Annotated in this window: 22 protein-coding genes and 1 pseudogene; 9 read left to right on the top strand and 14 right to left on the bottom strand. The window is 34.2% G+C overall.

Annotated features, from left to right (window positions below):
• Positions 1–120: 120 nt before the first annotated feature.
• The 4 genes from NSS86_RS00285 to NSS86_RS00270 are packed head-to-tail and all read right to left on the bottom strand — an operon-like array spanning position 121 to position 2,530.
• Positions 121–750 carry an ABC-2 transporter permease gene (locus tag NSS86_RS00285; protein WP_000677725.1) on the bottom strand — a complete coding sequence of 210 codons (630 nt, stop codon included), beginning with the start codon at positions 748–750 and terminating at the stop codon, positions 121–123.
• Entirely contained in the window at positions 750–1,592 is an 843-nt protein-coding gene (locus NSS86_RS00280) for an ABC transporter ATP-binding protein (RefSeq protein WP_000209551.1), read from the bottom strand. The genes NSS86_RS00285 and NSS86_RS00280 overlap by 1 nt, the downstream gene beginning before the upstream one ends.
• A 24-nt stretch (positions 1,593–1,616) precedes the next feature.
• Positions 1,617–2,330, bottom strand: a complete 714-nt coding sequence (locus tag NSS86_RS00275) for a DUF3169 family protein (protein ID WP_000698749.1) — start codon at positions 2,328–2,330, stop codon at positions 1,617–1,619.
• A complete protein-coding gene (locus NSS86_RS00270) occupies positions 2,327–2,530 on the bottom strand; it encodes a helix-turn-helix transcriptional regulator (RefSeq protein ID WP_001246008.1) in 204 nt (67 codons plus the stop codon). The genes NSS86_RS00275 and NSS86_RS00270 overlap by 4 nt, the downstream gene beginning before the upstream one ends.
• 239 nt (positions 2,531–2,769) lie before the next feature.
• Here NSS86_RS00270 and NSS86_RS00265 point away from each other — a divergent pair, with 239 nt between their 5' ends.
• From NSS86_RS00265 to tatC, 3 genes and pseudogenes are all read left to right on the top strand, one after another.
• Complete coding sequence (locus NSS86_RS00265; RefSeq protein ID WP_000886004.1) at positions 2,770–3,159, top strand: DUF1398 family protein; 390 nt, start codon at positions 2,770–2,772, stop codon at positions 3,157–3,159.
• A gap of 99 nt (positions 3,160–3,258) precedes the next feature.
• Positions 3,259–3,483: a twin-arginine translocase TatA/TatE family subunit gene (locus NSS86_RS00260; RefSeq protein ID WP_001794540.1), complete on the top strand. Its 225-nt coding sequence runs from the start codon at positions 3,259–3,261 to the stop codon at positions 3,481–3,483.
• A gap of 16 nt (positions 3,484–3,499) precedes the next feature.
• Positions 3,500–4,201: pseudogene (tatC, locus tag NSS86_RS00255) on the top strand (twin-arginine translocase subunit TatC); the annotation flags it as partial.
• A 240-nt stretch (positions 4,202–4,441) separates the two neighbouring features.
• Here tatC and NSS86_RS00250 read toward each other — a convergent pair.
• The 4 genes from NSS86_RS00250 to NSS86_RS00235 form a co-directional block, all read right to left on the bottom strand.
• A complete protein-coding gene (locus NSS86_RS00250) occupies positions 4,442–6,154 on the bottom strand; it encodes an FTR1 family protein (protein ID WP_000683687.1) in 1,713 nt (570 codons plus the stop codon).
• Complete coding sequence (gene efeB / locus NSS86_RS00245) at positions 6,135–7,364, bottom strand: iron uptake transporter deferrochelatase/peroxidase subunit (RefSeq protein WP_191481221.1); 1,230 nt, start codon at positions 7,362–7,364, stop codon at positions 6,135–6,137. Before efeB ends, NSS86_RS00250 begins: the two co-directional genes overlap by 20 nt.
• Positions 7,361–8,215, bottom strand: a complete 855-nt coding sequence (efeO, locus tag NSS86_RS00240; RefSeq protein WP_000737196.1) for an iron uptake system protein EfeO — start codon at positions 8,213–8,215, stop codon at positions 7,361–7,363. The genes efeB and efeO overlap by 4 nt, the downstream gene beginning before the upstream one ends.
• 266 nt (positions 8,216–8,481) lie before the next feature.
• Positions 8,482–9,027 (bottom strand): GNAT family protein, encoded by a 546-nt coding sequence (locus NSS86_RS00235; RefSeq protein WP_000467655.1) that lies wholly within the window; start codon positions 9,025–9,027, stop codon positions 8,482–8,484.
• 306 nt (positions 9,028–9,333) lie between these two features.
• Here NSS86_RS00235 and NSS86_RS00230 point away from each other — a divergent pair, with 306 nt between their 5' ends.
• Positions 9,334–10,329 (top strand): YeiH family protein, encoded by a 996-nt coding sequence (locus NSS86_RS00230; RefSeq protein WP_000157630.1) that lies wholly within the window; start codon positions 9,334–9,336, stop codon positions 10,327–10,329.
• 58 nt (positions 10,330–10,387) lie between these two features.
• Here NSS86_RS00230 and NSS86_RS00225 read toward each other — a convergent pair whose 3' ends face one another.
• The 3 genes from NSS86_RS00225 to NSS86_RS00215 are packed head-to-tail and all read right to left on the bottom strand — an operon-like array spanning position 10,388 to position 12,969.
• Positions 10,388–10,954, bottom strand: coding sequence for an NADPH-dependent FMN reductase (locus NSS86_RS00225; protein ID WP_001028429.1), 567 nt, complete (start codon positions 10,952–10,954; stop codon positions 10,388–10,390).
• Between the two features lie 13 nt (positions 10,955–10,967).
• Positions 10,968–12,029 (bottom strand): LLM class flavin-dependent oxidoreductase, encoded by a 1,062-nt coding sequence (locus NSS86_RS00220; RefSeq protein ID WP_001096113.1) that lies wholly within the window; start codon positions 12,027–12,029, stop codon positions 10,968–10,970.
• A 13-nt stretch (positions 12,030–12,042) separates the two neighbouring features.
• On the bottom strand, positions 12,043–12,969 hold the full coding sequence (locus tag NSS86_RS00215; RefSeq protein ID WP_001028199.1) for a VOC family protein: 927 nt from the start codon (positions 12,967–12,969) through the stop codon (positions 12,043–12,045).
• A gap of 311 nt (positions 12,970–13,280) precedes the next feature.
• Here NSS86_RS00215 and glpT point away from each other — a divergent pair, with 311 nt between their 5' ends.
• The gene (glpT, locus tag NSS86_RS00210; RefSeq protein WP_001010111.1) at positions 13,281–14,639 is read left to right on the top strand and encodes a glycerol-3-phosphate transporter; all 1,359 of its coding nucleotides are present in this window, start codon (positions 13,281–13,283) and stop codon (positions 14,637–14,639) included.
• 82 nt (positions 14,640–14,721) lie between these two features.
• On the opposite strand, the gene NSS86_RS00205 is transcribed toward glpT, so the two are convergent.
• The 3 genes from NSS86_RS00205 to mepR form a co-directional block, all read right to left on the bottom strand.
• Positions 14,722–15,162, bottom strand: coding sequence for a MepB family protein (locus tag NSS86_RS00205; protein WP_000278312.1), 441 nt, complete (start codon positions 15,160–15,162; stop codon positions 14,722–14,724).
• 103 nt (positions 15,163–15,265) lie between these two features.
• Positions 15,266–16,621, bottom strand: coding sequence for a multidrug efflux MATE transporter MepA (mepA, locus tag NSS86_RS00200; protein ID WP_000651051.1), 1,356 nt, complete (start codon positions 16,619–16,621; stop codon positions 15,266–15,268).
• A gap of 106 nt (positions 16,622–16,727) precedes the next feature.
• A complete protein-coding gene (mepR, locus tag NSS86_RS00195) occupies positions 16,728–17,147 on the bottom strand; it encodes a multidrug efflux transporter transcriptional repressor MepR (RefSeq protein WP_000397416.1) in 420 nt (139 codons plus the stop codon).
• A 211-nt stretch (positions 17,148–17,358) separates the two neighbouring features.
• Here mepR and NSS86_RS00190 point away from each other — a divergent pair, with 211 nt between their 5' ends.
• From NSS86_RS00190 to NSS86_RS00175, 4 genes are read left to right on the top strand one after another with little or no spacing between them, the layout of a single operon-like run.
• Positions 17,359–19,314 (top strand): BglG family transcription antiterminator, encoded by a 1,956-nt coding sequence (locus NSS86_RS00190; protein WP_000954271.1) that lies wholly within the window; start codon positions 17,359–17,361, stop codon positions 19,312–19,314.
• 4 nt (positions 19,315–19,318) lie between these two features.
• Positions 19,319–19,762 (top strand): PTS sugar transporter subunit IIA, encoded by a 444-nt coding sequence (locus tag NSS86_RS00185; RefSeq protein WP_000050760.1) that lies wholly within the window; start codon positions 19,319–19,321, stop codon positions 19,760–19,762.
• Between the two features lies 1 nt (position 19,763).
• Positions 19,764–20,048 carry a PTS sugar transporter subunit IIB gene (locus tag NSS86_RS00180; protein ID WP_000699538.1) on the top strand — a complete coding sequence of 95 codons (285 nt, stop codon included), beginning with the start codon at positions 19,764–19,766 and terminating at the stop codon, positions 20,046–20,048.
• Between the two features lie 14 nt (positions 20,049–20,062).
• A complete protein-coding gene (locus NSS86_RS00175; RefSeq protein ID WP_001147974.1) occupies positions 20,063–21,409 on the top strand; it encodes a PTS ascorbate transporter subunit IIC in 1,347 nt (448 codons plus the stop codon).
• Positions 21,410–21,443: the final 34 nt, after the last annotated feature.

Here is a 21,443-nt window from a genome sequence, read left to right as displayed (position 1 = left end):
CCTCAACCTATCATCCCGCATTTCATTCCACAACACCAAAAAGAGCAGATGATAATCGTATTGATTTATCACCTGCTCTAAATATTATTTCAATGACTAGCTTCACACCAAGAATATTGATTATAGTTCTTGTTTGTTAAAAATTTTAATAGACAATATATAAGAAACACTTGTTATAACGATACCAATGACCGCATATACTATGACAACTAACCATCCTTCAGTGCTAATTTTTTCAAATTCTAATGCCGATGCACCACTAACCATACCATATATAAAGAAAAAGACCACGAAAGAAAAAAGTAGTAGGATAGATGCAACTATCATAATGACATTAGAGTTTTCAGCGCCAAATTTAAATGTCAATGGGAAAATGATAGAGTATGCCCCTATGATACCAAAACTCATTAAACCTGACATAATACCAATCATCACACTTTGGGTCACGATCGTAGTCACAACTAATCCAATCATTAAACTTGCACCGAATAAGATTAAATAAAAGGCAAAGTATGACTTAATATAATCACTACGTTTAACCGGTAAAGTAGATACATAATACATCCATCTTGAGTCTTTTTCATGTTTAATATTATCAGTAATGGGTGTGATTAACATAACCCCAGCCATTGCCGAACTCATCAACGGATTAAATACTGCAAAGTATCCCGCAGCTATGATAGCGACTATAAAATAAATATATGTTTGCTTTCTCGTTGCATAAAAACTACTTAGGAACATACCTTTCATTATACTTCACCTCGCATTATGATTTTCGTAGCGTCATCAATGTGTTTTAAAGGCTCTGCATTTTCAATTTCTGCATAATCTTTAACTAAAATTTGATATTTCCCCTTTGACAATCTAGAAGCAATGATTAAATGCTTAGGAATTTCAACATCTTTATCTCCTGTCGTAACAATTCCATATTGTGCTAAAAGTATATCTTTCTGTTCAGTTAAAATCATTCGTCCATCTTTCATAAACACTAATTTATCCGCTAATTGTTCTATATCTTCAGAAATATGCGATGATATTAAGATGCCTCCACCTTGAGCGACAAAATCTTCTAATAGTTCCATTACTTCTTCTCTTCCAGAAACATCCATACCTGCAGTTGCTTCATCTAAGATTAATAACTTCACATCATGAGAAAGCGCAATCGTTAAAGCTATCTTCATTCGCATCCCTCTTGAAAAAGTTTTAATTTTAGTTTGTAGTGGTAACTCGAAATATTTGATTAAATCAAAGAATTTTTGACTATTCCAAGTCGTATAAATAGATTGAAATACTTTATCAATATCTTTAATAGTCAATTTATTAGGTACTCTCAGATCATCAAACACAACACCTATGTGTTCTTTATATTCGACATCATCCGCAGCATGTTCTTCTCCAAAAAATGCAATACTACCGTTATCTTTATGTCGATTGCCTACTAGAATATTAATTAATGTCGATTTACCTGAGCCATTTTTCCCAATTAATCCAACTGTCTCATTAGTAGAAATCGTTAAAGATGCATCTTGCAATTTAAAATCCGAATCTTTGTATTGTTTGTTCACACGATCTACGTTTAACAATGTTGTCATATCCATGCTCCTCTTTGTTTAATTTTAATAAAAACGTCTTCTCTTCAATAAATAGCTAAAGGCGTTATATATGAAAATAGCAATGATAAGTAGCAAACTAAAGCTTTGATTAATTCCTGTAGCAATTGAATAAGACCCTATAAAAATAATGGCTAGTATCAATATTGATAAGTTGATCGCATATGTTTTAAATAATGCAATTAATTCTATATGGCGTTCACCTTCATCCAATATTTCCAATCGCTTTTCAGTGTAATTCTTATCTGCAATTTTTGGCATTCTGTCATCAAATTTTCTATTAAACAGTGTAAATTGTGTATTGAAAATAGCACTAGCAAAAAATGGTATTAAAAAGAATAGCATTGCATTTGCTTCAGCTTGCCCTACCACAAAAATTAGTAACACTACAAAGGCAATAATTGTCTGTATAACGCTTAATATACTTCCATTTAAAACATAACGATTCGCAAGCAATTCATATTGATCTGTTGCATCGATATCTACCTCTTCATCTACAAGTCGCTTATACTTCAATGCACGTCTTTGATTCATCAAAACAATGGCTTCTACCAATATGATGATCATAGTCGCAACAATCGATATTACAACGACATTGTTATAAGTCGCAAACGTCAAGTTCTCAATACCCAATCCATCAAAGTTACCTAAAATTCCACCAATGATACCCCCTACAATTCCACCCAGTAAAAGATATCCGATATATCTTAGTATTTTCATGCTTCATCCTCCTCAATAATAAAAACCGTTTCCACCGTTTCATTGAAAATGCGAGCAATCTTTATTGCCGTTAATACTGATGGCATAAAATTGTTTCGCTCAATTAGCGAAATGGTTTGTCTTGAAACACCAGCTAGTTTGGCAAGCTGCGTTTGATTTAAGCCATCTCGTGCTCGTAACTCTTTCAATCGATTACGCACATCGCATCAACTCCTTAGTCCTAATGTAAATGATATTTGTCTTTTTGACAACTATATTTGTCAAATCTACACAAAAAAATATGATTGTCCACCTATGTATGACATTTTGAAACAACACCTCAACGCCTACAAGTCATAATTGTTTACTTTCGTTACACCTTCCTGCATAATTAACAGCATTCTAATTTTAGTATGATGCACGCATTTTCACTAAATCAAACCATTCAAAGGAGACTATTATGGCATTTACATTATCTGCAATTCAACAAGCACATCAACAATTTACTGGTGTTGACTTTCCAAAACTATTCAAAGCTTTTAAAGATATGGGGATGACTTACAATATCGTCAACATTCAAGATGGCACTGCAACATACGTACATCAATCAGAAGATGATATCGTTACGTCATCTGTGAAAAGTAATCATCCTGTTGCTCAAAAATCAAACAAAACAATAGTTCAAGATGTATTAACTAGACATCAACAAGGACAAACAGATTTCGAAACATTTTGTGATGAAATGGCTGAAGCTGGCATTTATAAATGGCATATCGATATTCAAGCTGGTACTTGTACTTATATCGACTTGAAAGAACAAGCTATTATTTCAGAATTAATACCTCAGTAATTTGTATTTACAGCAACATTTTAATTATTTTATAAAATTTTATTGATAATCATTATCGTTCGGTATAAAGTAAATACTATATACTACTTATGAGTGAGGTTGATTATCATGATAACTAACACTTTTATTTTAGGCATCACAGGCCCAACAAGTCTTGTCGTCATTAGCATTATCGCTTTAATTATTTTTGGTCCGAAAAAATTACCACAATTTGGTCGTGCTATCGGTTCTACTTTAAAAGAATTTAAATCTGCAACAGAAGATTTAGACAAAGAGTCTCACGACACACCCAGTAAGGAATCGAAACAACAGCGAGAGCAATAGCACTGACCACACCTTACTAGTTCATTTTAGCGAGCTACGTCATCGTTTAGTTAAAATACTATTGTCGTTCGTCGTCACAGTCATCGTCGTATATGTTTCATCATTTTGGTGGATGACACCATTCATAACGTATATTACCCGTGCACATGTGTCCTTACATGCATTTTCATTCACAGAAATGATCCAAATATACGTGATGATTATATTTTTCATCGCGTTTTGTTTCATTTCACCAGTCATGTTTTATCAATTGTGGGCATTCATTGCACCTGGATTACATAATAATGAACGTCAATTTATTTATAAATATAGTTTTTTCAGCGTGTTATTATTCTGTGCTGGCGTCGCTTTTGCATTTTATGTTGGCTTTCCAATAATCATTCAATTCGCGTTAAAATTATCATTAACTTTAAACATTTCGCCTGTCATTGGCTTTAAAGCGTATTTAGTTGAACTTATCCGTTGGCTTTTCACTTTTGGCATTTTATTCCAATTGCCAATATTATTCATAGGACTTGCAAAATTCGGTCTTATAGATATCACATCATTGAAGCATTATCGAAAATATATTTATTTCGCTTGCTTTGTGCTGGCAAGTATCATTGCACCACCCGATTTAACATTAAATATATTACTTACATTGCCACTCATATTGCTCTTTGAGTTCAGTATGTTCATTGTTAAGTTCACATGCCGAGGCAAACCGCCAACACATTAACCTTATACGAATTAATGCTGTGATACTCACAATGCAGCAACATCACAATAGCCAATAAAAGAACAATGTAGCACCTCAGATTATATCAATACTGCACTTGCGTTAATTAGAATACAGAATCGGATTAAACCGTGATATCTGCAATACAACGAGAACCAACCATGCAGCGATATCCACATCTCAACAATGCTACGATAATCCGCAATACAGCAACAAAAAAACAGGCACTCGGCCTGTTTTTTATTTTTTAAATTTAAAGATTAAGATAGCAACTACCATAATATAAGCAGCTTGTGCTATCAATGGTTCATAACTTGGATAGAAGCCCAACCAGTTAATCGTTGGGAATCCTTCAATAACATGTCTTGGCATCGCACCTAATAATTGTAACTTTTGAATACTTACGCCAAGCATTTTGAATCCCATAATAAAAATAAAGATCGACAATACTCTAAATATATAGAATATAGGTATCAATCTGACGATAAATCTAAATAATACCGCAAAGACAATTAATATCACTATGGCCAAGGCAATACCAATAATAAAATCTTTTGTCGCTAGCTCACCTATCATCCCCATATAGAAAATGATAACCTCAACACCTTCACGCAACACAGATATTAAACCAATCGTCGCTAACAATACCAAATTACCATTACTAATCGCATTGGCATACATATTTTTAATCATATCATTCCAGCGTTTCGCATTTGAACGTTTGTGCATCCAAACACCAACGATAAACATTAATATGACCGCAACGATACCTAATCCCGCTTCCATACTTTCACGAAGAATGCCACTATTCCCTAAAGTTTCTACAAACGTAATTGCTAAGATAATACTCAGTACAAGTCCGGCAATTGCACCACCAATCACACTTGCAGTCCCCTTATTATCTTTGACTTTACGCGTCATGGTAGTCAATGTCATTACAATTAATAACACTTCTAGTCCTTCACGTAAAAAGATAATCATCACATCGACAAAGCTATAACTATGGCCAACAACCTCTTTAATTTGATTGTTTATATCTACTAAACCATCTTTGACATGCGATTTATTATGTTCGTCTAATACACTTTGATAATATGGTATTTTATCTTCAATTTTCGTATACAAAGCCCCGTCTTTAGTTTGAATTTGACCTTCAACATACGGCCAAATTTCTATAAAATGTGTAAGCGCAGCATCAGCATCCGACAATTGATTGTCGTCGATAGCTTTAATCGCCTTCTCTAACGCATCATTTAATTGTGATACATGGTATTGATCATTTGCAGACGTATCACTTTTTTTATCGACATGATCAATATTTGATTTAAAAGTTGTCCAAGCATGTGACACTTTTGCCGTATCTAATGGTGACTTATGAATTGCAATTCTAAGTTGTAATAATGCGACTTCAATTTGTCCATATTGATTTGCGTCATAATTGCGAATCACTGTTTCATTACTTGTCCAAATCTGATTCAAACTATTGTTCAAAGATTCTAATTCCGCTTTATTTTTATCTTTAATCGCTTTTGTCATCGCAGCATCTTTGGCATCGACTTGCTGTTGCAATAGTTTAATTTTAGAACCCGCATCTTTACTAGCCAATTTCTCTTCATAAGCAATTAATGACTTCGTTAATTGCGAAAGTGTATCTTTTTGATTATCATTCGCTTTTGCATCTTCAAGCTTTCTCACATCTGATTTGACAGCATTACCTTCACTATTATCTTCAAGCGATAATTTCTTAACTGCACTTACCACTTGCTCAATTGCTTTCTGCTTATTGTCATTCGATATCGAATTATTAGAAAGTGCAGATTTCGCATCCGTTATCACACTATATACATCACTAATACTTTGTTGTTCTGCTGCCTGACTTTTCAGTAACCCAAAGCTACACACCATAGCAGCAGTTATTAGCATTGCTACAAATTTAGTCAAATAATGTTTCACCAAGGTATCCTCCCTTACTAACACCTGGTAATACTAAAAATGAAGCAGAACCTCTATGTGTAATATATTCATTTAATTTATCATTACTACCTAAATTATTTTGTATATCGATAAATTGTTTTGTCGCTTTTTGAAAAGCAATGAACAACAAGCCTGTTTCGAAGTTACCTGTGCGGTCATCCGTACCATCAACATAATTAAAGGCTCTACGTAAAATTGACGTATTTGCTTCTTTCGCTAGTCTCGTATGGGCATCTTTATCAATAATATACTCGCCATGACTATCTTTCGCTTTTAAGTCAATTTCATCAAACTCTTTCCCACCTGTTAACGGCGCACCACTATGTCGTTTCCGACCAAATGTAGCCTCTTGTTCTTCCAGTGCAGTACGATCCCACGTTTCAATGTGTATTTGAATACGTCTGACAACACAATAAGTTCCATGTTTCGCCCATCCGTCATCAATAAACACATAATCTTTAAGTTGATTACTCTTTCTAGGATTAATTGTTCCATCTTTAAATGCCATTAAATTTCTAGGTGTTTCCTTACCTTTAGCAGAGATAAAACCAGATTGCGCCCAACGTACCTTAACAATATCTCGAAATGGACGAACTAAATTATGAACCGCATGAAAGGATACTTGCGAATCATTTGAGCATGCTTGAATCATAATATCACCATCGCTGTAATCGTCTATTAACTGATCATTCGGAAAATGCGGTAAATCTTTAAAGGCATCGGGAATTTTACTAGATAACCCAATTTTCTTCATCAAAGACTTACTAATCCCAAAGGTAATCGTTAACTTGCTTGCACCTAATCCTATCGATTCACCGGTATCTACTGGTGGCATTAAAGGATTGTTACTCGTCTTGCCAACTGTATCACCATCCATCATACGATCAGCCATAACCATCCACTTTTTAAACATTGCCTTAATTGCATCTCTATCTTTTGACTTCAAATCTAACGCAACGAAATTGCATGTTTTTTGCGTGGGTGTGGTAATGCCTGGTTGCACTTTACCATAAAATTCATACGCATCTTTTTCCGGATCTTCTGGTGTATTGAACATTGATTTGAAAGACCACATGCTACCAACACCACTTGCGCCAATTGCAACACCGGCACCGCCAATACCTAACATTTTCAAAAATGTACGTCTTGAAAATTGCGTACTATCGTTAACTTGTTCATAATTTGTCATTCAGTAATCACAGCCATTTTACTTAGTGGCTCTCCTAATGCATTAACAGCATCCGCAAATGCTTTACGGTCTTTCTTCGATACTTTTTCAAATGACTCATAACCGCCGTTGTTATCTTTATATTTATCCAATAATTGATTCACTTTATCGAAGTTCATTTGAATATCATCACTTAATTTTTTATCTTTTTTCTCTAAAATAGGTTTAAATAAGTCATAAATTTTTTGTGCGCCTTCAACGTTCGCTTTAAAATCATATAAATCTGTATGTGAATAAATTTCTTCTTCACCTGTGATTTTAGAAGTTGCAACTTCATTTAATAGGTCAACAGAACCTTGTAACATTAATTTTGGTGTGATATCTAATGTATCAGCTTTGGCATGCAATTCTTTTGCATCTTTCAATAATTGTTGTGCATCTTTTTTAGTCACATCATCAATTTTCTTATCTTCGTATAATGCTTTTTCAATCTTATGATATCCTGACCATTCTTTTTCCTTTTTCTCTTCTTTCATATCTGCAAGACGTGCATCAATTTTAGGATCTAAATCTCCAAATGCTTCTGCAACTGGTTCAGAGCGTTCATAATACATACGAACTTTTGGATATAACGCTTTTGCTTGGGCCATATCATTATTTTCAATCGCTTTAACAAATTTTTCTGTACCTTTTAAAAATTCATTTAACTGTTCATCAGTATATTTATCATATGCTTTTGTTGCTTGTTTTAATTCTGCTTTAACACCATCATCTTTTTTCGATGTCTTTGAATCATCCTTCTTACTATCGTCGTTCCCACATGCAGCAATTAATAACGTTGATGCTAATAATAGCGTTGTTAACTTTTTCATTTTGACACCTCATTATAGAAATTCTATTATCCCCATAGACATGCCCTCATTCGTACTATCTCACACTCCCTAAATGCCAAGATAATACGTGGCTCTTAAAATGATGATTTTAAGGCATCCTCCCATGAACATTATCTAGTTGATAATAATTATCAAAATCATTATATTGTTATAAAATAATACTGTCAACAACCTTTTATTTTCAAAAATTAAATAAAAGAGCGATGCCATTTTAAATGTCATCACTCTTTTGTAAGTCTAATTTGTCATTTTTGGTCGTATTCTGATTTTAATAAACTATAGATGTAACTCGATGAATAAATACCATTTAGTAATTCATTGTCACGTAACATACCTTCTCTAGTAAATCCCAGCCTTTCAGGAATAGCTCGGCTTTTTTCATTATTAACTGCGGCACTAATCTCAATTCGGTTTAAGTCAAGCTCTTCGAAACAATACTTTATCAATGCCTCAACTGCTTGTGTCATAATCCCATGACCCTCAAATTGTTTATCTAAATAGTACCCTAATGAAGTTTTTCTGTGCATGTGATTAATTTCATGTAAACCGATGACACCAACTAGCGTTCCTTCATACCAAATGCCACACTGAAATCCATTACCATCAGCAAATTGCAAAAGTCCTCTTTTAATAAATGCACGCGTATCTGATGGTTGCTCAGTTGCATCTACCCAAGGTAACCATTCCCTAAGTGAATTTCTTGAACGATTGACTAAATTGAAAAGCGCTTCTGTGTCATGAGCTTCTAAAATTTTTAATGTTATTTGTTCATTCACTTTCATTCCAAACATACCATCACATCCTCATTCATTTTTCATATAATTCTGTAAATTATCATAATAATAACATATTAATATTACGCATTGTATCTTAAATTTGTTGGGGCCCCGCCAACTTGCATTGTCTGTAGAAATTACGGACCCAATTTCTCTATGTTGGGGCCCCGCCAATAAGCGTTGTAGTGCCTATTACTTTGGTTGATGTCCTTGATACCTATCACACAACTTAATTTAATCACTACTTTATTAACCATTCCAAATTTATATTTAAAAATACGACAAAACAGTGCTAAAATGCTATTAAAGGAGGCACTGCTCATGGCATCATTGAAAAATAAGCATTTTATGATTGGACTATCATTAACATTTATAGTCGCATTATTTAGCTTTTTAGCAGCTAAATTGCCAATCTTAGATAAGGTTGGCGCATTAACTATCGCGATATTAATCGCTATTCTATATCGTCACTTTAGAGGATATCCTGAACAATATAGCTCAGGTATTACGTTTTCATCTAAATATTTATTAAGATTTGCAATCATCCTATATGGACTTAAACTCAATATATTCGATATTATCGGTCAAGGTAGTAAACTATTAGCCATCGATGTAGGTGTCGTTATTTTCAGTATTGTAATGATGCTCTTTGTCAACAAACTGTTGCATGGTGACAAAAACATCGCATTATTACTAGGTGTCGGCACAGGCGTTTGTGGTGCTGCCGCTATTGCCGCAGTCGCTCCAATATTCAAATCACGTGAAAAGGATACAGCTATTAGTATCGGTATCATCGCATTGATTGGTACGATATTCTCACTTATATATACAGCTATCTACGCTATCTTTTCAATGACGACAAATGTTTATGGCGCTTGGTCTGGTGTTAGTCTTCATGAAATTGCGCACGTTGTCTTAGCTGGTGGCTTTGGTGGTAGTGATGCACTTAAAATTGCACTTCTTGGTAAACTTGGTAGAGTATTCTTACTGATTCCATTAACCATCGTACTTATTTTAATTATGCGTTTCCGTTCATCAGAATCATCTAGCAAGGGTCGAATAAGCATTCCATACTTTTTAATTGGATTTGTCATTATGGCCTTAGTGAATACATATGTAACTATTCCATCAGTATTGTTAAATATTTTAAATACTATATCAACAATTTGCTTATTAATGGCCATGGTTGCTTTAGGGTTAAATGTTGCATTTAAAGATCTTAAAAATCGTGCACTTAAACCGCTTATGACAATCATTATTACCTCAATATGCTTGTCATCACTTGCCTTTATCGTCGTTCACTGGCTATATAGTTAATATAAAAGACGCTCAAACACATACAAATTTAGTGTGCCGAGCGTCTTATTTTTATACTTTAAAAGTCGTATTGGTTGTTTTCTTCTTCAAACACTTGTTGTTGTACTTTGGCAGTTCGCATTGTGAATTGTGCCAACGCTTTTAACCGAAATACAACATCATCATTGACAATTTGTTGATTTGAAAAATCTTTCTCTTCAATAAATACATACGTTTGCATCGTATGTGCTTTCATGTAACTCAATATTGGTTTTAAATGCATTTCAGGAATTAAATAATGTTTACTAGAACCTGCTGTCGCTACAAGTCCTATTACCTTGTCACGAAAAGCATTGACTGGAAGTAGATCAAACACATTTTTCAAAGCACCAGGGATGGAAGCTTGAAAAATTGGAAAACCAATAAAAATCACATCAGCCTGCATTAACGACGTCGTTAATTTATATACATCTCCTGTAGTATCTAGATAATTCTTTCCAACGCTAAATTCTAATTCAAGTTCTCGTAAATCCATCAACTCTATTTGATGTCCCTCATTGATGACTTCTAGTTCATTTTTTAAATCATCCATAGCAATTCTCGTTTTAGAACCTACTGTGGAACCTGACAATAATACAATATTCATGATGACGCCCCTCCTATTTTGATAAATGCTTTTTAATCGCCGGTATAATTTCGTTGCCAATTAACTCAATATTCTTCATAACATTTTCAAATGGCACACCGCCAAAATCAAGCTGTGCCATAAAACGTTGATGACCATACAACTCGTGTTGATACAATATCTTTTCAATAATTTGTTGCGGGCTTCCAACCATTAGCGCTTCTCGATAATCTGACGAATTAGCAAATTGCTGTTTCGGATAACCAACACCACGAATAAATGACATCCCTGTATTCAAATGTGGATAAAATTCTCTCATAGCATCCTGAGTTGTTTCAGCTGTATAAAACAGACTCGCTGTACTTACTGGTAAAGACTTATGCGAAGCATCGAAACCTGCTTCAGTTGCTGCTTGACGATAAGCATCTATAGAACCTTTAAAGTTCATTGCTGGGCCACCAAGGGTTGTAATCATCATTGGCACACCTTGTTTTCCCGCTTTAATAGCACTTGCAGGTGGACCACCAACAGCACGCCATATTGGCAATATATTATCGATTGGTCTTGGGAATATTTTCATATTTCTAAGTTCTGGACGATATTTTCCAGACCAAGTAATACGCTCAGTTTTATTTAACTCTAAAAGTAAACCTAATTTTTCTTCAAACAATTCATCATAGTCTTTTAAATCATAGCCAAACAAGTCAAAAATACCTGTTCTTGATGCTCTGCCAGCTACAATTTCGGCTCTACCATGAGAAATCAAATCTAATGTCGCGAAGTCTTCAAATACTCTTACAGGATCTGTTGCACTAATAATCGTTGAAGAACTTGAAACTTTAATATGCTTTGTCGCTTGGGCAATTGCACCTAACACAACCGTATGTGCCTGTGTTGTAAAATGCTCCTGGTGACTTTCACCAACTGCAAAAACATCAATACCTGTTTCATCTGCTAATTTACTTGCTTCAATAATTTCATTAATACGTTGCTCATAACTAACTTTTTCACCTTTAAATGGATTCAATAAATGATCACCTAAGGAATACAAACCAAACTCAAGAGGCGTATTTTTATTCATTTCTAATTTGGCCATTAAACATTCTCCTTTATATTTCGTGTAACTTACTTTCAATTTGTTCACGTTCTGCTTCTAAAAAGTCAGGCAAGTTCAATTGACTTCCTAATTGTTCAAGAGGTGTATCAATAGTAAATCCAGGCGCTTCAGTCGCAAATTCATACATAATTGAATTATGGCGATAGTATAATGATTTAAAGAAATAGCGATCAATTATACCTGAATTACTTTGTGTTTGTTGTTGTAATTTCTTGTAAATTGCATCTAAGTCACTCATTTGTGGTGTATTAATTGCAATATGATGGATATAACCTCGTCCAGGTCTTTCACGTTGTCCCTGTTGCTCAATAACTACAAAATCCGAATATAAACCTTGTGGTGCTAATGTCAGCACATCGAATGATTTATTATCTCTTTTGCGATAACCTAAGACATTTTCCAAAAATTCTACCGTACGCGCTGCATTTCTAACTCTTAATTCGACTGGCCCTATTCCTAAAATTTGATATGCTTGAGGTATTTCACTATAAGCGTTATGTTGCCATTGATGTGGTACTTCAAAACTATCATTAACAAGCAATATGATTTCTAAGTCGTCTTCATCTTTAAAGACAACACCTTCTTGTCCAAGATAGTACAAACGTTCAGACGTAATACCATTATTATCAAGGCGTTTTTCAAAATAATGAAGTGCCGCTTGATTTGGTACTAATAAAGAAAATCGATAAATCGTTTCAGTACCTGGCTGCTTATGACCCGCATGGGGAATTTCAAAAAAGCTTAAAATTGTTCCGGCTGTACCTACTTCGTCCCCATAAAACAAATGATACATTGAAGGATTGTCTTGATTAACAGACTTTTCAACTAATCGTAATCCAAGGACATTTGTGTAAAAATCCTTATTACGTTTTGCATCTTTTGTATACATGGATATGTGATGATGCCCTACTATATTCATACTATCCCTCCTATTAGTATAAATTTTATACCAACTTACATAAAAAAGATAGTTATATGCCATTTACCCCTTTTCTGCAAATAAAAATATGTTTGTACTCATTCGTAGATACACAGCTAGTATGTATAACGACATAATAATTGCATAATTATAAATTTATGTGTAGCAATTTATTTTTTCTAAATGTTTATAAAATACTTCAATAACTAAATATGCAAGATTTCACAAAAGTATATTGACAACGCTTTCATACATGTCTAATATAAGTTTATCGCACAAAATGCATATAAATACATATTAAGGAGGATTTTATGAATTTTCTTAAACCTGCAAAGCATATTAAGCCTTTGCCAGAAAATCAGATAGATGATACCTATAAACGATTACGTCTCCAAGTATTTCTTGGTATTTTCATCGGTTACGCTGGGTACTATTTATTACGTAAAAACTTTTCATTAGCGATGCCAGCATTGCAAGAGCAAGGTTTTACAAAAGCGGAACTAGGTTTTGCACTTTCTGCTGTTTCCATCGCATATGGATTTAGTAAGTTCTTTATGGGTACTGTAAGTGATCGGAGCAATGCTCGGATATTCTTAGTTCTTGGATTAGCACTCACTGCTATCGTCAATTTGTTAATGGGATTTGTACCGTTCTTTACATCAGGTATCGGTATTATGTTTGTCCTATTATTCTTAAATGGATGGTTTCAAGGTATGGGCTGGCCACCTTCAGGCCGTGTTCTCGTTCACTGGTTTAGTGTAAGTGAACGCGGAAGTAAGACTGCCCTTTGGAACGTTGCGCATAATGTTGGTGGAGGTATTATGGCACCTATTGCTGCTTGGGGTATTACAACAACAGCATTTATCAACTTTGGTTATTTAAAAGGTTTCGAAGGTGTATTCATTTACCCTGCACTCTTAGCACTTATCATTGCCGCAATTTCATACGTATTGATTAGAGACACACCTCAATCTCAAGGTTTACCTCCAATCGAAATTTATAAAAACGACTTTGCTACAAGCGATAAGAAAACATTAGAAACAGAATTAACTACAAAAGAAATTTTATTTAAATATGTACTGAACAATAAATGGGTATGGGCAATTGCCTTTGCAAATATATTTGTTTATTTCGTGCGTTATGGTGTACTTGATTGGGCGCCAGTCTACTTAAGTGAAGAAAAACATTTCGACTTAAAAGCATCAGGTTGGGCATACTTCTTATACGAATGGGCTGGAATTCCTGGTACATTATTATGTGGTTACATTTCTGATAAATTATTCAAAGGTCGTCGTGGACCTGCAGGTTTCTTCTTTATGTTAGGTGTCACAGTATTTGTATTAATTTATTGGTTAAATCCTCCAGGCAATGCTTGGTTAGACAATGTCTCATTAATTGCCATTGGTTTCTTAATATATGGACCAGTTATGTTAATTGGTTTACAAGCATTAGATTATGTACCTAAAAAAGCAGCTGGCACAGCAGCTGGATTAACAGGATTATTTGGTTATCTGTTTGGTGCTGTAATGGCCAACATCGTCTTAGGTGCTGTAGTTGATAAATTCGGATGGGATGTCGGTTTTATTTTATTAACAGCAATCAGTGTGTTTGCAATGTTGAGCTTTATCCTCACTTGGAATAAAGTAGGACAAGAAACCGTTCATCATTAAATGATAAAAAATAAAGTCATATGGTTATCTTATCGAAAGATGATATATTCATCTCTTATAAGTTCAACCATATGACTTTTTATTAGTATTCAAAAAAATATTTACATTGCCACTTTTGTGTTTGCCCTGCTGTTTTATTCAATTGATTACACCACTTAGGATAAACTCTAAAAGCCATCTTACCTTTATGTTCAAATGTAGTTAAGATACCTTTTTCTACCAATAATTCCCTAGGAAATAAAAAATAACCGCTTAATTCTTCATCAATAACTATAATCATTAAGTAATCTGCAAATGCCTCTTTCGAGTATGGTTGATTACAATTGTTCTCGTCTTTCGTCCAACATGTAACAAAATACCCTGCTTTAGTCGGTGTTTTCTTAGCTAACCTACTTTGATATGTTTCCTCTTTAAAGCTAAATGTTAATGCTTCGTAATCTTGATTATATTTTTCTTCAGTTAAATCTTTAACTTCTGATTCTTCACTAAAAATATATTTCAACAGTATTTTAGATTTGTACATATGCCAATCTCACTTTATTTTTTCATAATCGTATCATATATTTATTTTTTTCGAAAAATACTCTTCCGACCGAAATATACTCAGCCAGAAGTGTACGAAATATTTAACCTTCTATTAATTCAGATGTATCAACTGTCAAACGATCACGTAATAAATAAACGATTAACATTGCTGCTAAAGCACAAAGTGACTCAGCAATTAATAATGACCAAATGACACCTGTTAGTCCAAACAAAGCATTCATAATAAATAATACTGGAATGATAATCGCACCTTGTAAAATGGCCATAATTGTAGCACCACGACCTTGCCCAGTCGCTTGAAGCATACCAGTAAACAAGAAACCTATACCATTTAATAATAATGATGCCATTGTTACTTTCAAAATAAATGTCGCCATCTCAACAATGGCTTGATCAGTAGTAAATAGTCCGACCATATGATGTCCAATTGTAAATACAGCAATCATACATACAACAAAGATAACGCCGATAGACATGATAACTGCTTTGATAACGTCTTTCATACGGCCTTTATTTGCCATAAAGTTATATGCAATTAGTGGTACAACACCTTCACATAATCCCATGATAATAAGTTCTGGAAATTGCACAAGTCTAAATGAGATACCATAACTTGCAATCGCGAAGTTTCCATAATGTGCTAAAAATAAATTTAAAACTAATCCTGTGAATCCCATTAAGATACTCATTAAAAATGCAGGAATACCTATTTTAAAGATTTCAGAAAGCATTTCTTTATTAGGTTTCGCAAGTTTAATATTAACTGACACAACGTCACTATTTTTCATAAAATAAATGATAAAGAACAGAGCAGCAGCAACATTACTGATTGCAGTACCCAAAGCTGCACCAACAACGTTTAAATCAAAACCAAAAATTAAAATTGGATCTAAAATAATATTTAAGCCTACACTAGCTAACATACCAATCATAGAAATCATTGGTGCCCCAATTGCACGTGCAAATTGTTCTAATATGAAGAACAAAATTACAAAAGGTGCACTTAAAAACATTACTTTCAAATAATTACTTGTTAAAGCTAACGTTTCACCTCTCGCTCCTAAAATTGCTGCGATTTGATCACTGAATGGTAAAGTAACTAAAATCACGATAAGTCCTAGTGCAATACCACCATAAATAGAGAAACTACTTACAAATTTACTCTTACTATAGTCTTTCGCACCTAATAAACGTGAAATATAAGTTCCTGCACCAACGCCAAATAAATTACCCAACCCCATTAAGATAGCAAATACTGGCAGTGTTAGAGAGATAGCAGAAATCATGTGGCTATCTTCTAAAAATCCTATAAAGTAAATATTTAATATGCCATAAATAACGCTTAATAAAGTCCCTATCATCATTGGCAATGAGAAATGCATCATCGCTTTAAATACTGGCGATTTCTCAAAATAATATAATTGTTCGTCTTTCATTGTTCAATACTCCTTGTCTTTTCCAATAATTAGCTTACTAACAATTAGATATCTAACTATAATATTAAAGATAAAGTGACTGATTTCTACCAGTCACACTTACCATTTATTGTAAACTAGATAACATTTTAGTTAAGTTTGCTTTCATTTGTTCATTTTCTTCTTCAGATAACTGCGATACGAGTGTTTGCTCCATTTCATCAAATATCGAAGTGAATGCTTCTACAAGTTTAATCCCAGAGGTAGTCAGTCCTATATTCTTTCTTCTCGTATCTTGTGCATCGACATAGCGATAGATCAGCTTTTTACGTTCAAGGTTCCTTAATAAATTACTGACAGTTGGACCTGTTCGTTGTAATGCTTTAGCAATATCATTTTGTGTCAGTCCATCTTGTTGATGTGCATAAAGATAACCTAACGTATGACCTTGCTCATTTGTAATATCAAATTGCTCTAACTTTTGATCAGCCTTTTGTTTCATCTCATGACTAATCATTCTAAATAAATACGAATAAGTGAATTCCATTTATTGCACCACCATTTCGTTAGATGTCTAACTAAATATACTGCGACATTTTTAAATTGTCAACATGAATATCTAATTTATTTTAAAAGTTCCTATAAAATCTTGCGCCATAAACATTTTGATATGCAATTTTTCGGATTAAAATATGAAAGAGATTGCATATCTACGTTTTTAAGAAATCGCTTACAATTACAAATAGGAGGATATTACGTTGTTAAGTTATAGACAAATCGAAATTTTGTATCTTTTAATTCATGAGCAAACGTTTATTCCAATCAATACCATTGCTAATCAACTTGGTGTATCACCTCGTACCATTCAATATGATATAGCATATATTGAGCAATATGCTGAAACTTATCATTACCAAGTCAGCCGTAATAAAGCTGCAGGCATCAAAGTAACAACAGCTCACGCGACACTATTAAATGAATTAGAGCACAATCTAACAAATCAAATTCATTTTTCAAAAGATGAACGACTCACACATATCGCTTTAAAGTTATTCGAAACAACCGATCCTGTTTCAACAAAGCAACTTGCGCAAGATGTTAATGTTTCGCGTCGGACAATTGCAGATGATATTAAAATGATTCAAGCCCAACTAGATCAATACCATTTAAAGTTAAATTATGTCCACAATAAAGGATTCAATGTTATTGGTGAGGAAGATCATTATCGTAAAGCGTATGCACACTTTATACATCAATATATGAAACAAGCTGCACCTTTTATAGAGGCGGATATCTTTAATTCAGAATCAATCGCATTGGTTCGCCGTGCCATTATTAAGACATTAAATAGTGAAAATTATCATTTAGTTCAGTCGGCTATCGATGGCTTAATCTATCATATACTCATTGCCATTCAGCGTTTAAATGAAAATTTTTCGTTCGATATACCTATCAATGAAATTGATAAATGGCGACATACTAATCAGTATGCTATTGCTTCAAAAATGATAGAAAACTTAGAACGCAGTTGTAATGTCACATTTCCAGAGTCTGAAATTATCTTTATCACGTTACATTTACTAGGCTCTAAAATGACCGAACATACAGCATCTTCAATTACCTTTGAATACCATGATTTATCGCAAAATATACATGAATTGATCACTTGTGTTAGCCAAGAATTAGGCATTGATATGTCAAAAGACAACAAGTTGCATACCAGTCTGATCACACATATCAAACCAGCTATACATCGTATTAAATACGATATGCTACAACCTAATCCTTTGAGGCAAGAAGTTATGCGTCGCTATCCTCAAATCATTGAAGCCGTTAGCAAGCATATTAGCCCAATTGAACAAGATGCTGCTATTCGCTTCAACGAAGATGAATTAACATACATTACAATTCACTTCGCATCAAGTATAGAGCGTGTTGCAACACATAAACAATCAATGATTAAGGTTGTCTTACTATGTGGTTCTGGTATAGGCACGTCGCAACTTTTAAAATCAAAACTAAATCATCTGTATCCTGAGTTTCACATTTGGGATGCCTATTCCATTTATCAATTGGAAGAAAGTCGATTATTGCAAGATAACATTGATTATGTCATTTCAACAGTACCTTGTGAAATATCAGCTGTACCAGTTATTCATGTCGATCCATTTATCAATCAACAATCTCGTCAAAAATTGAATCAAATTATCAATGACTCAAGAGAACAACGAGTCATGAAAATGGCAACTGATGGCAAGTCACTCGCAGATTTATTGCCTGAACATCGCATCATTATAAATGAACAACCATTATCAATTGAATCCGCAATTGCAGTGGCTGTGCAACCTTTAATCAATGATGGCATTGTCTATTCAAATTATACAGCTGCAATTTTAAAACAATTTGAACAATTCGGGTCATATATGGTCATTAGTCCACATATTGCACTTATTCACGCTGGTACTGATTATGTACAGAATGGTGTAGGTTTCGCACTAACATATTTCACTGAAGGGATTATCTTTGGTAGTAAAGCTAACGATCCCGTTCACCTTGTAATTACATTAGCAACGGACCACCCCAATGCACATTTAAAGGCATTGGGACAGTTAAGCGAATGCTTAAGCAACGACTTATATCGACAAGATTTCTTAGATGGGAATATTTTTAAAATTAAACAACACATTGCTTTAACTATGACAAAGGAGGTTTAATAACGTGTCATTAGACATTTTGTCAACAACACGCATCATTGTAAAAGAACAAGTAAATGATTGGACTGAAGCTATAACTATAGCTTCTCAGCCATTACTACAAGAACAAATTATTGAACAAGGCTATGTTCAAGCAATGATTGATAGCGTTAATGAACTTGGACCTTATATCGTTATCGCACCTGAAATTGCAATTGCACATGCAAGACCGAACAATGACGTACATCAAGTTGGTTTAAGTCTATTAAAGTTGAATCAACATGTGGCATTTTGTGATGAAGATCACTACGCATCTCTCATTTTTGTATTGAGTGCCATCGACAATCATTCACACTTATCTGTATTACAAAATTTAGCAACCGTACTGGGCGATAACCAAACAGTCCAGCAACTATTAACTGCAAAAAACGCACAAGACATTAAAAACATTTTAAAGGAGCATGATTAATATGAAAATTTTAGTAGTATGTGGCCACGGTTTAGGAAGTAGTTTTATGGTAGAAATGAACGCACAAGAAGCACTTAGGCAACTTAATGCACCATCTGATATCGAAGTTGAACATAGTGACATTATGACAGCAAGTCCAGAGATGGCTGACTTGTTTATTTGTGGTAGAGATTTAGCTGAAAATGCCGAACGCCTAGGGGATGTCTTAGTTCTTGATAATATTTTAGATAAAGCTGAATTACAACAAAAGCTCTCAGAAAAATTACAACAACTTAACATGATTTAAAGGAGGTACGACCTATGCAAGCAATCCTTAATTTTATAGTCGATATTTTAAGTCAACCAGCCATTCTTGTTGCACTGATTGCCTTTATAGGTTTAATCGTTCAGAAAAAACCTGCCGCAACGATCACTTCAGGAACCATTAAAACGATATTAGGCTTCTTAATTTTAAGTGCAGGTGCTGATGTCGTCGTTCGATCTCTTGAACCATTCGGCAAAATATTCCAACACGCATTTGGTGTGCAAGGTATCGTACCTAACAACGAAGCTATCGTCTCACTAGCCTTAAAAGATTTTGGAACAACAGCTGCACTCATCATGGTCTGTGGCATGATTGTTAATATTTTAATTGCTCGCTTCACTAATTTAAAATATATCTTTTTAACAGGTCATCATACATTTTACATGGCTGCGTTTTTAGCAATCATTTTAACAGTCAGTCATATTAAAGGCTGGCTAACAATTGTTATCGGCGCACTCGTATTAGGATTAATCATGGCAGTATTACCTGCATTACTCCAACCTACGATGCGAAAAATTACAGGGAATGACCAAGTAGCGTTAGGTCATTTTGGCTCAATCAGTTACTTTGCCGCAGGTGCTGTAGGTCAATTATTCAAAGGTAAGTCTAAATCAACGGAAGAGATTAAATTTCCAAAAGGCTTAAGTTTCTTACGAGAAAGTACAATTAGTATCTCGATTACAATGGCATTACTTTACTTCATCGCATGCTTATTTGCGGGCGTTAGTTATGTACACGAATCTATTAGTGATGGTCAAAACTTTATTGTCTTTTCTTTAATTCAAGGTGTGACATTTGCTGCTGGTGTATTTATTATTTTAACGGGCGTTCGTTTAATCTTAGCTGAAATCGTCCCAGCATTTAAAGGAATTTCTGAAAAGCTTGTACCAAATTCTAAACCTGCATTAGACTGCCCTATTGTGTTCCCTTATGCACAAAATGCAGTATTAATTGGATTCTTTGTCAGCTTTATTACAGGTGTCATCGGTATGTTTATCTTATTCTTATTTGGTGGCGTCGTCATTTTACCTGGCGTAGTTGCACACTTCTTCTTAGGTGCAACGGCTGCTGTATTCGGTAATGCAAGAGGCGGTATTAAAGGTGCTGTTGCTGGCGCCGCTCTAAATGGTATCCTAATCACGTTTTTACCATTATTATTCTTGCCATTTTTAGGCGAATTAGGTGGTGCTGCAACAACATTCTCAGATACAGACTTTTTAACTGTCGGTATCGTGTTCGGTAACGCAGTAAAATATATGGGATTATTTGGTGCGATTCTATTTATTATTATCGTAGGTGCGACAGCAATTTTATTAAAAGGCCGTCAAAAGCCACAGCAATAGTGTTAACGTAAATATATAAAACACCGTCACATAT

Origin of the sequence: Staphylococcus sp. FSL W8-0056, assembly GCF_037963075.1 — a bacterium.
Classification (GTDB): Bacteria; Bacillota; Bacilli; order Staphylococcales; family Staphylococcaceae; genus Staphylococcus; species Staphylococcus aureus.
This window is presented reverse-complemented; position numbering and strand designations above follow the sequence as displayed.

Coding starts and splice junctions, on each gene's coding strand:
- NSS86_RS00215 (WP_001028199.1), bottom strand. CDS start 12,969: ATGAATATAGTAGGGCATCATCACATATCCATGTATACAAAAGATGCA.
- NSS86_RS00180 (WP_000699538.1), top strand. CDS start 19,764: ATGAAAATTTTAGTAGTATGTGGCCACGGTTTAGGAAGTAGTTTTATG.
- NSS86_RS00275 (WP_000698749.1), bottom strand. CDS start 2,330: ATGAAAATACTAAGATATATCGGATATCTTTTACTGGGTGGAATTGTA.
- efeB (WP_191481221.1), bottom strand. CDS start 7,364: ATGACAAATTATGAACAAGTTAACGATAGTACGCAATTTTCAAGACGT.
- NSS86_RS00265 (WP_000886004.1), top strand. CDS start 2,770: ATGGCATTTACATTATCTGCAATTCAACAAGCACATCAACAATTTACT.
- NSS86_RS00230 (WP_000157630.1), top strand. CDS start 9,334: ATGGCATCATTGAAAAATAAGCATTTTATGATTGGACTATCATTAACA.
- NSS86_RS00175 (WP_001147974.1), top strand. CDS start 20,063: ATGCAAGCAATCCTTAATTTTATAGTCGATATTTTAAGTCAACCAGCC.
- NSS86_RS00285 (WP_000677725.1), bottom strand. CDS start 750: ATGAAAGGTATGTTCCTAAGTAGTTTTTATGCAACGAGAAAGCAAACA.
- NSS86_RS00225 (WP_001028429.1), bottom strand. CDS start 10,954: ATGAATATTGTATTATTGTCAGGTTCCACAGTAGGTTCTAAAACGAGA.
- NSS86_RS00280 (WP_000209551.1), bottom strand. CDS start 1,592: ATGACAACATTGTTAAACGTAGATCGTGTGAACAAACAATACAAAGAT.
- efeO (WP_000737196.1), bottom strand. CDS start 8,215: ATGAAAAAGTTAACAACGCTATTATTAGCATCAACGTTATTAATTGCT.
- NSS86_RS00220 (WP_001096113.1), bottom strand. CDS start 12,029: ATGGCCAAATTAGAAATGAATAAAAATACGCCTCTTGAGTTTGGTTTG.
- glpT (WP_001010111.1), top strand. CDS start 13,281: ATGAATTTTCTTAAACCTGCAAAGCATATTAAGCCTTTGCCAGAAAAT.
- mepA (WP_000651051.1), bottom strand. CDS start 16,621: ATGAAAGACGAACAATTATATTATTTTGAGAAATCGCCAGTATTTAAA.
- mepR (WP_000397416.1), bottom strand. CDS start 17,147: ATGGAATTCACTTATTCGTATTTATTTAGAATGATTAGTCATGAGATG.
- NSS86_RS00205 (WP_000278312.1), bottom strand. CDS start 15,162: ATGTACAAATCTAAAATACTGTTGAAATATATTTTTAGTGAAGAATCA.
- NSS86_RS00235 (WP_000467655.1), bottom strand. CDS start 9,027: ATGTTTGGAATGAAAGTGAATGAACAAATAACATTAAAAATTTTAGAA.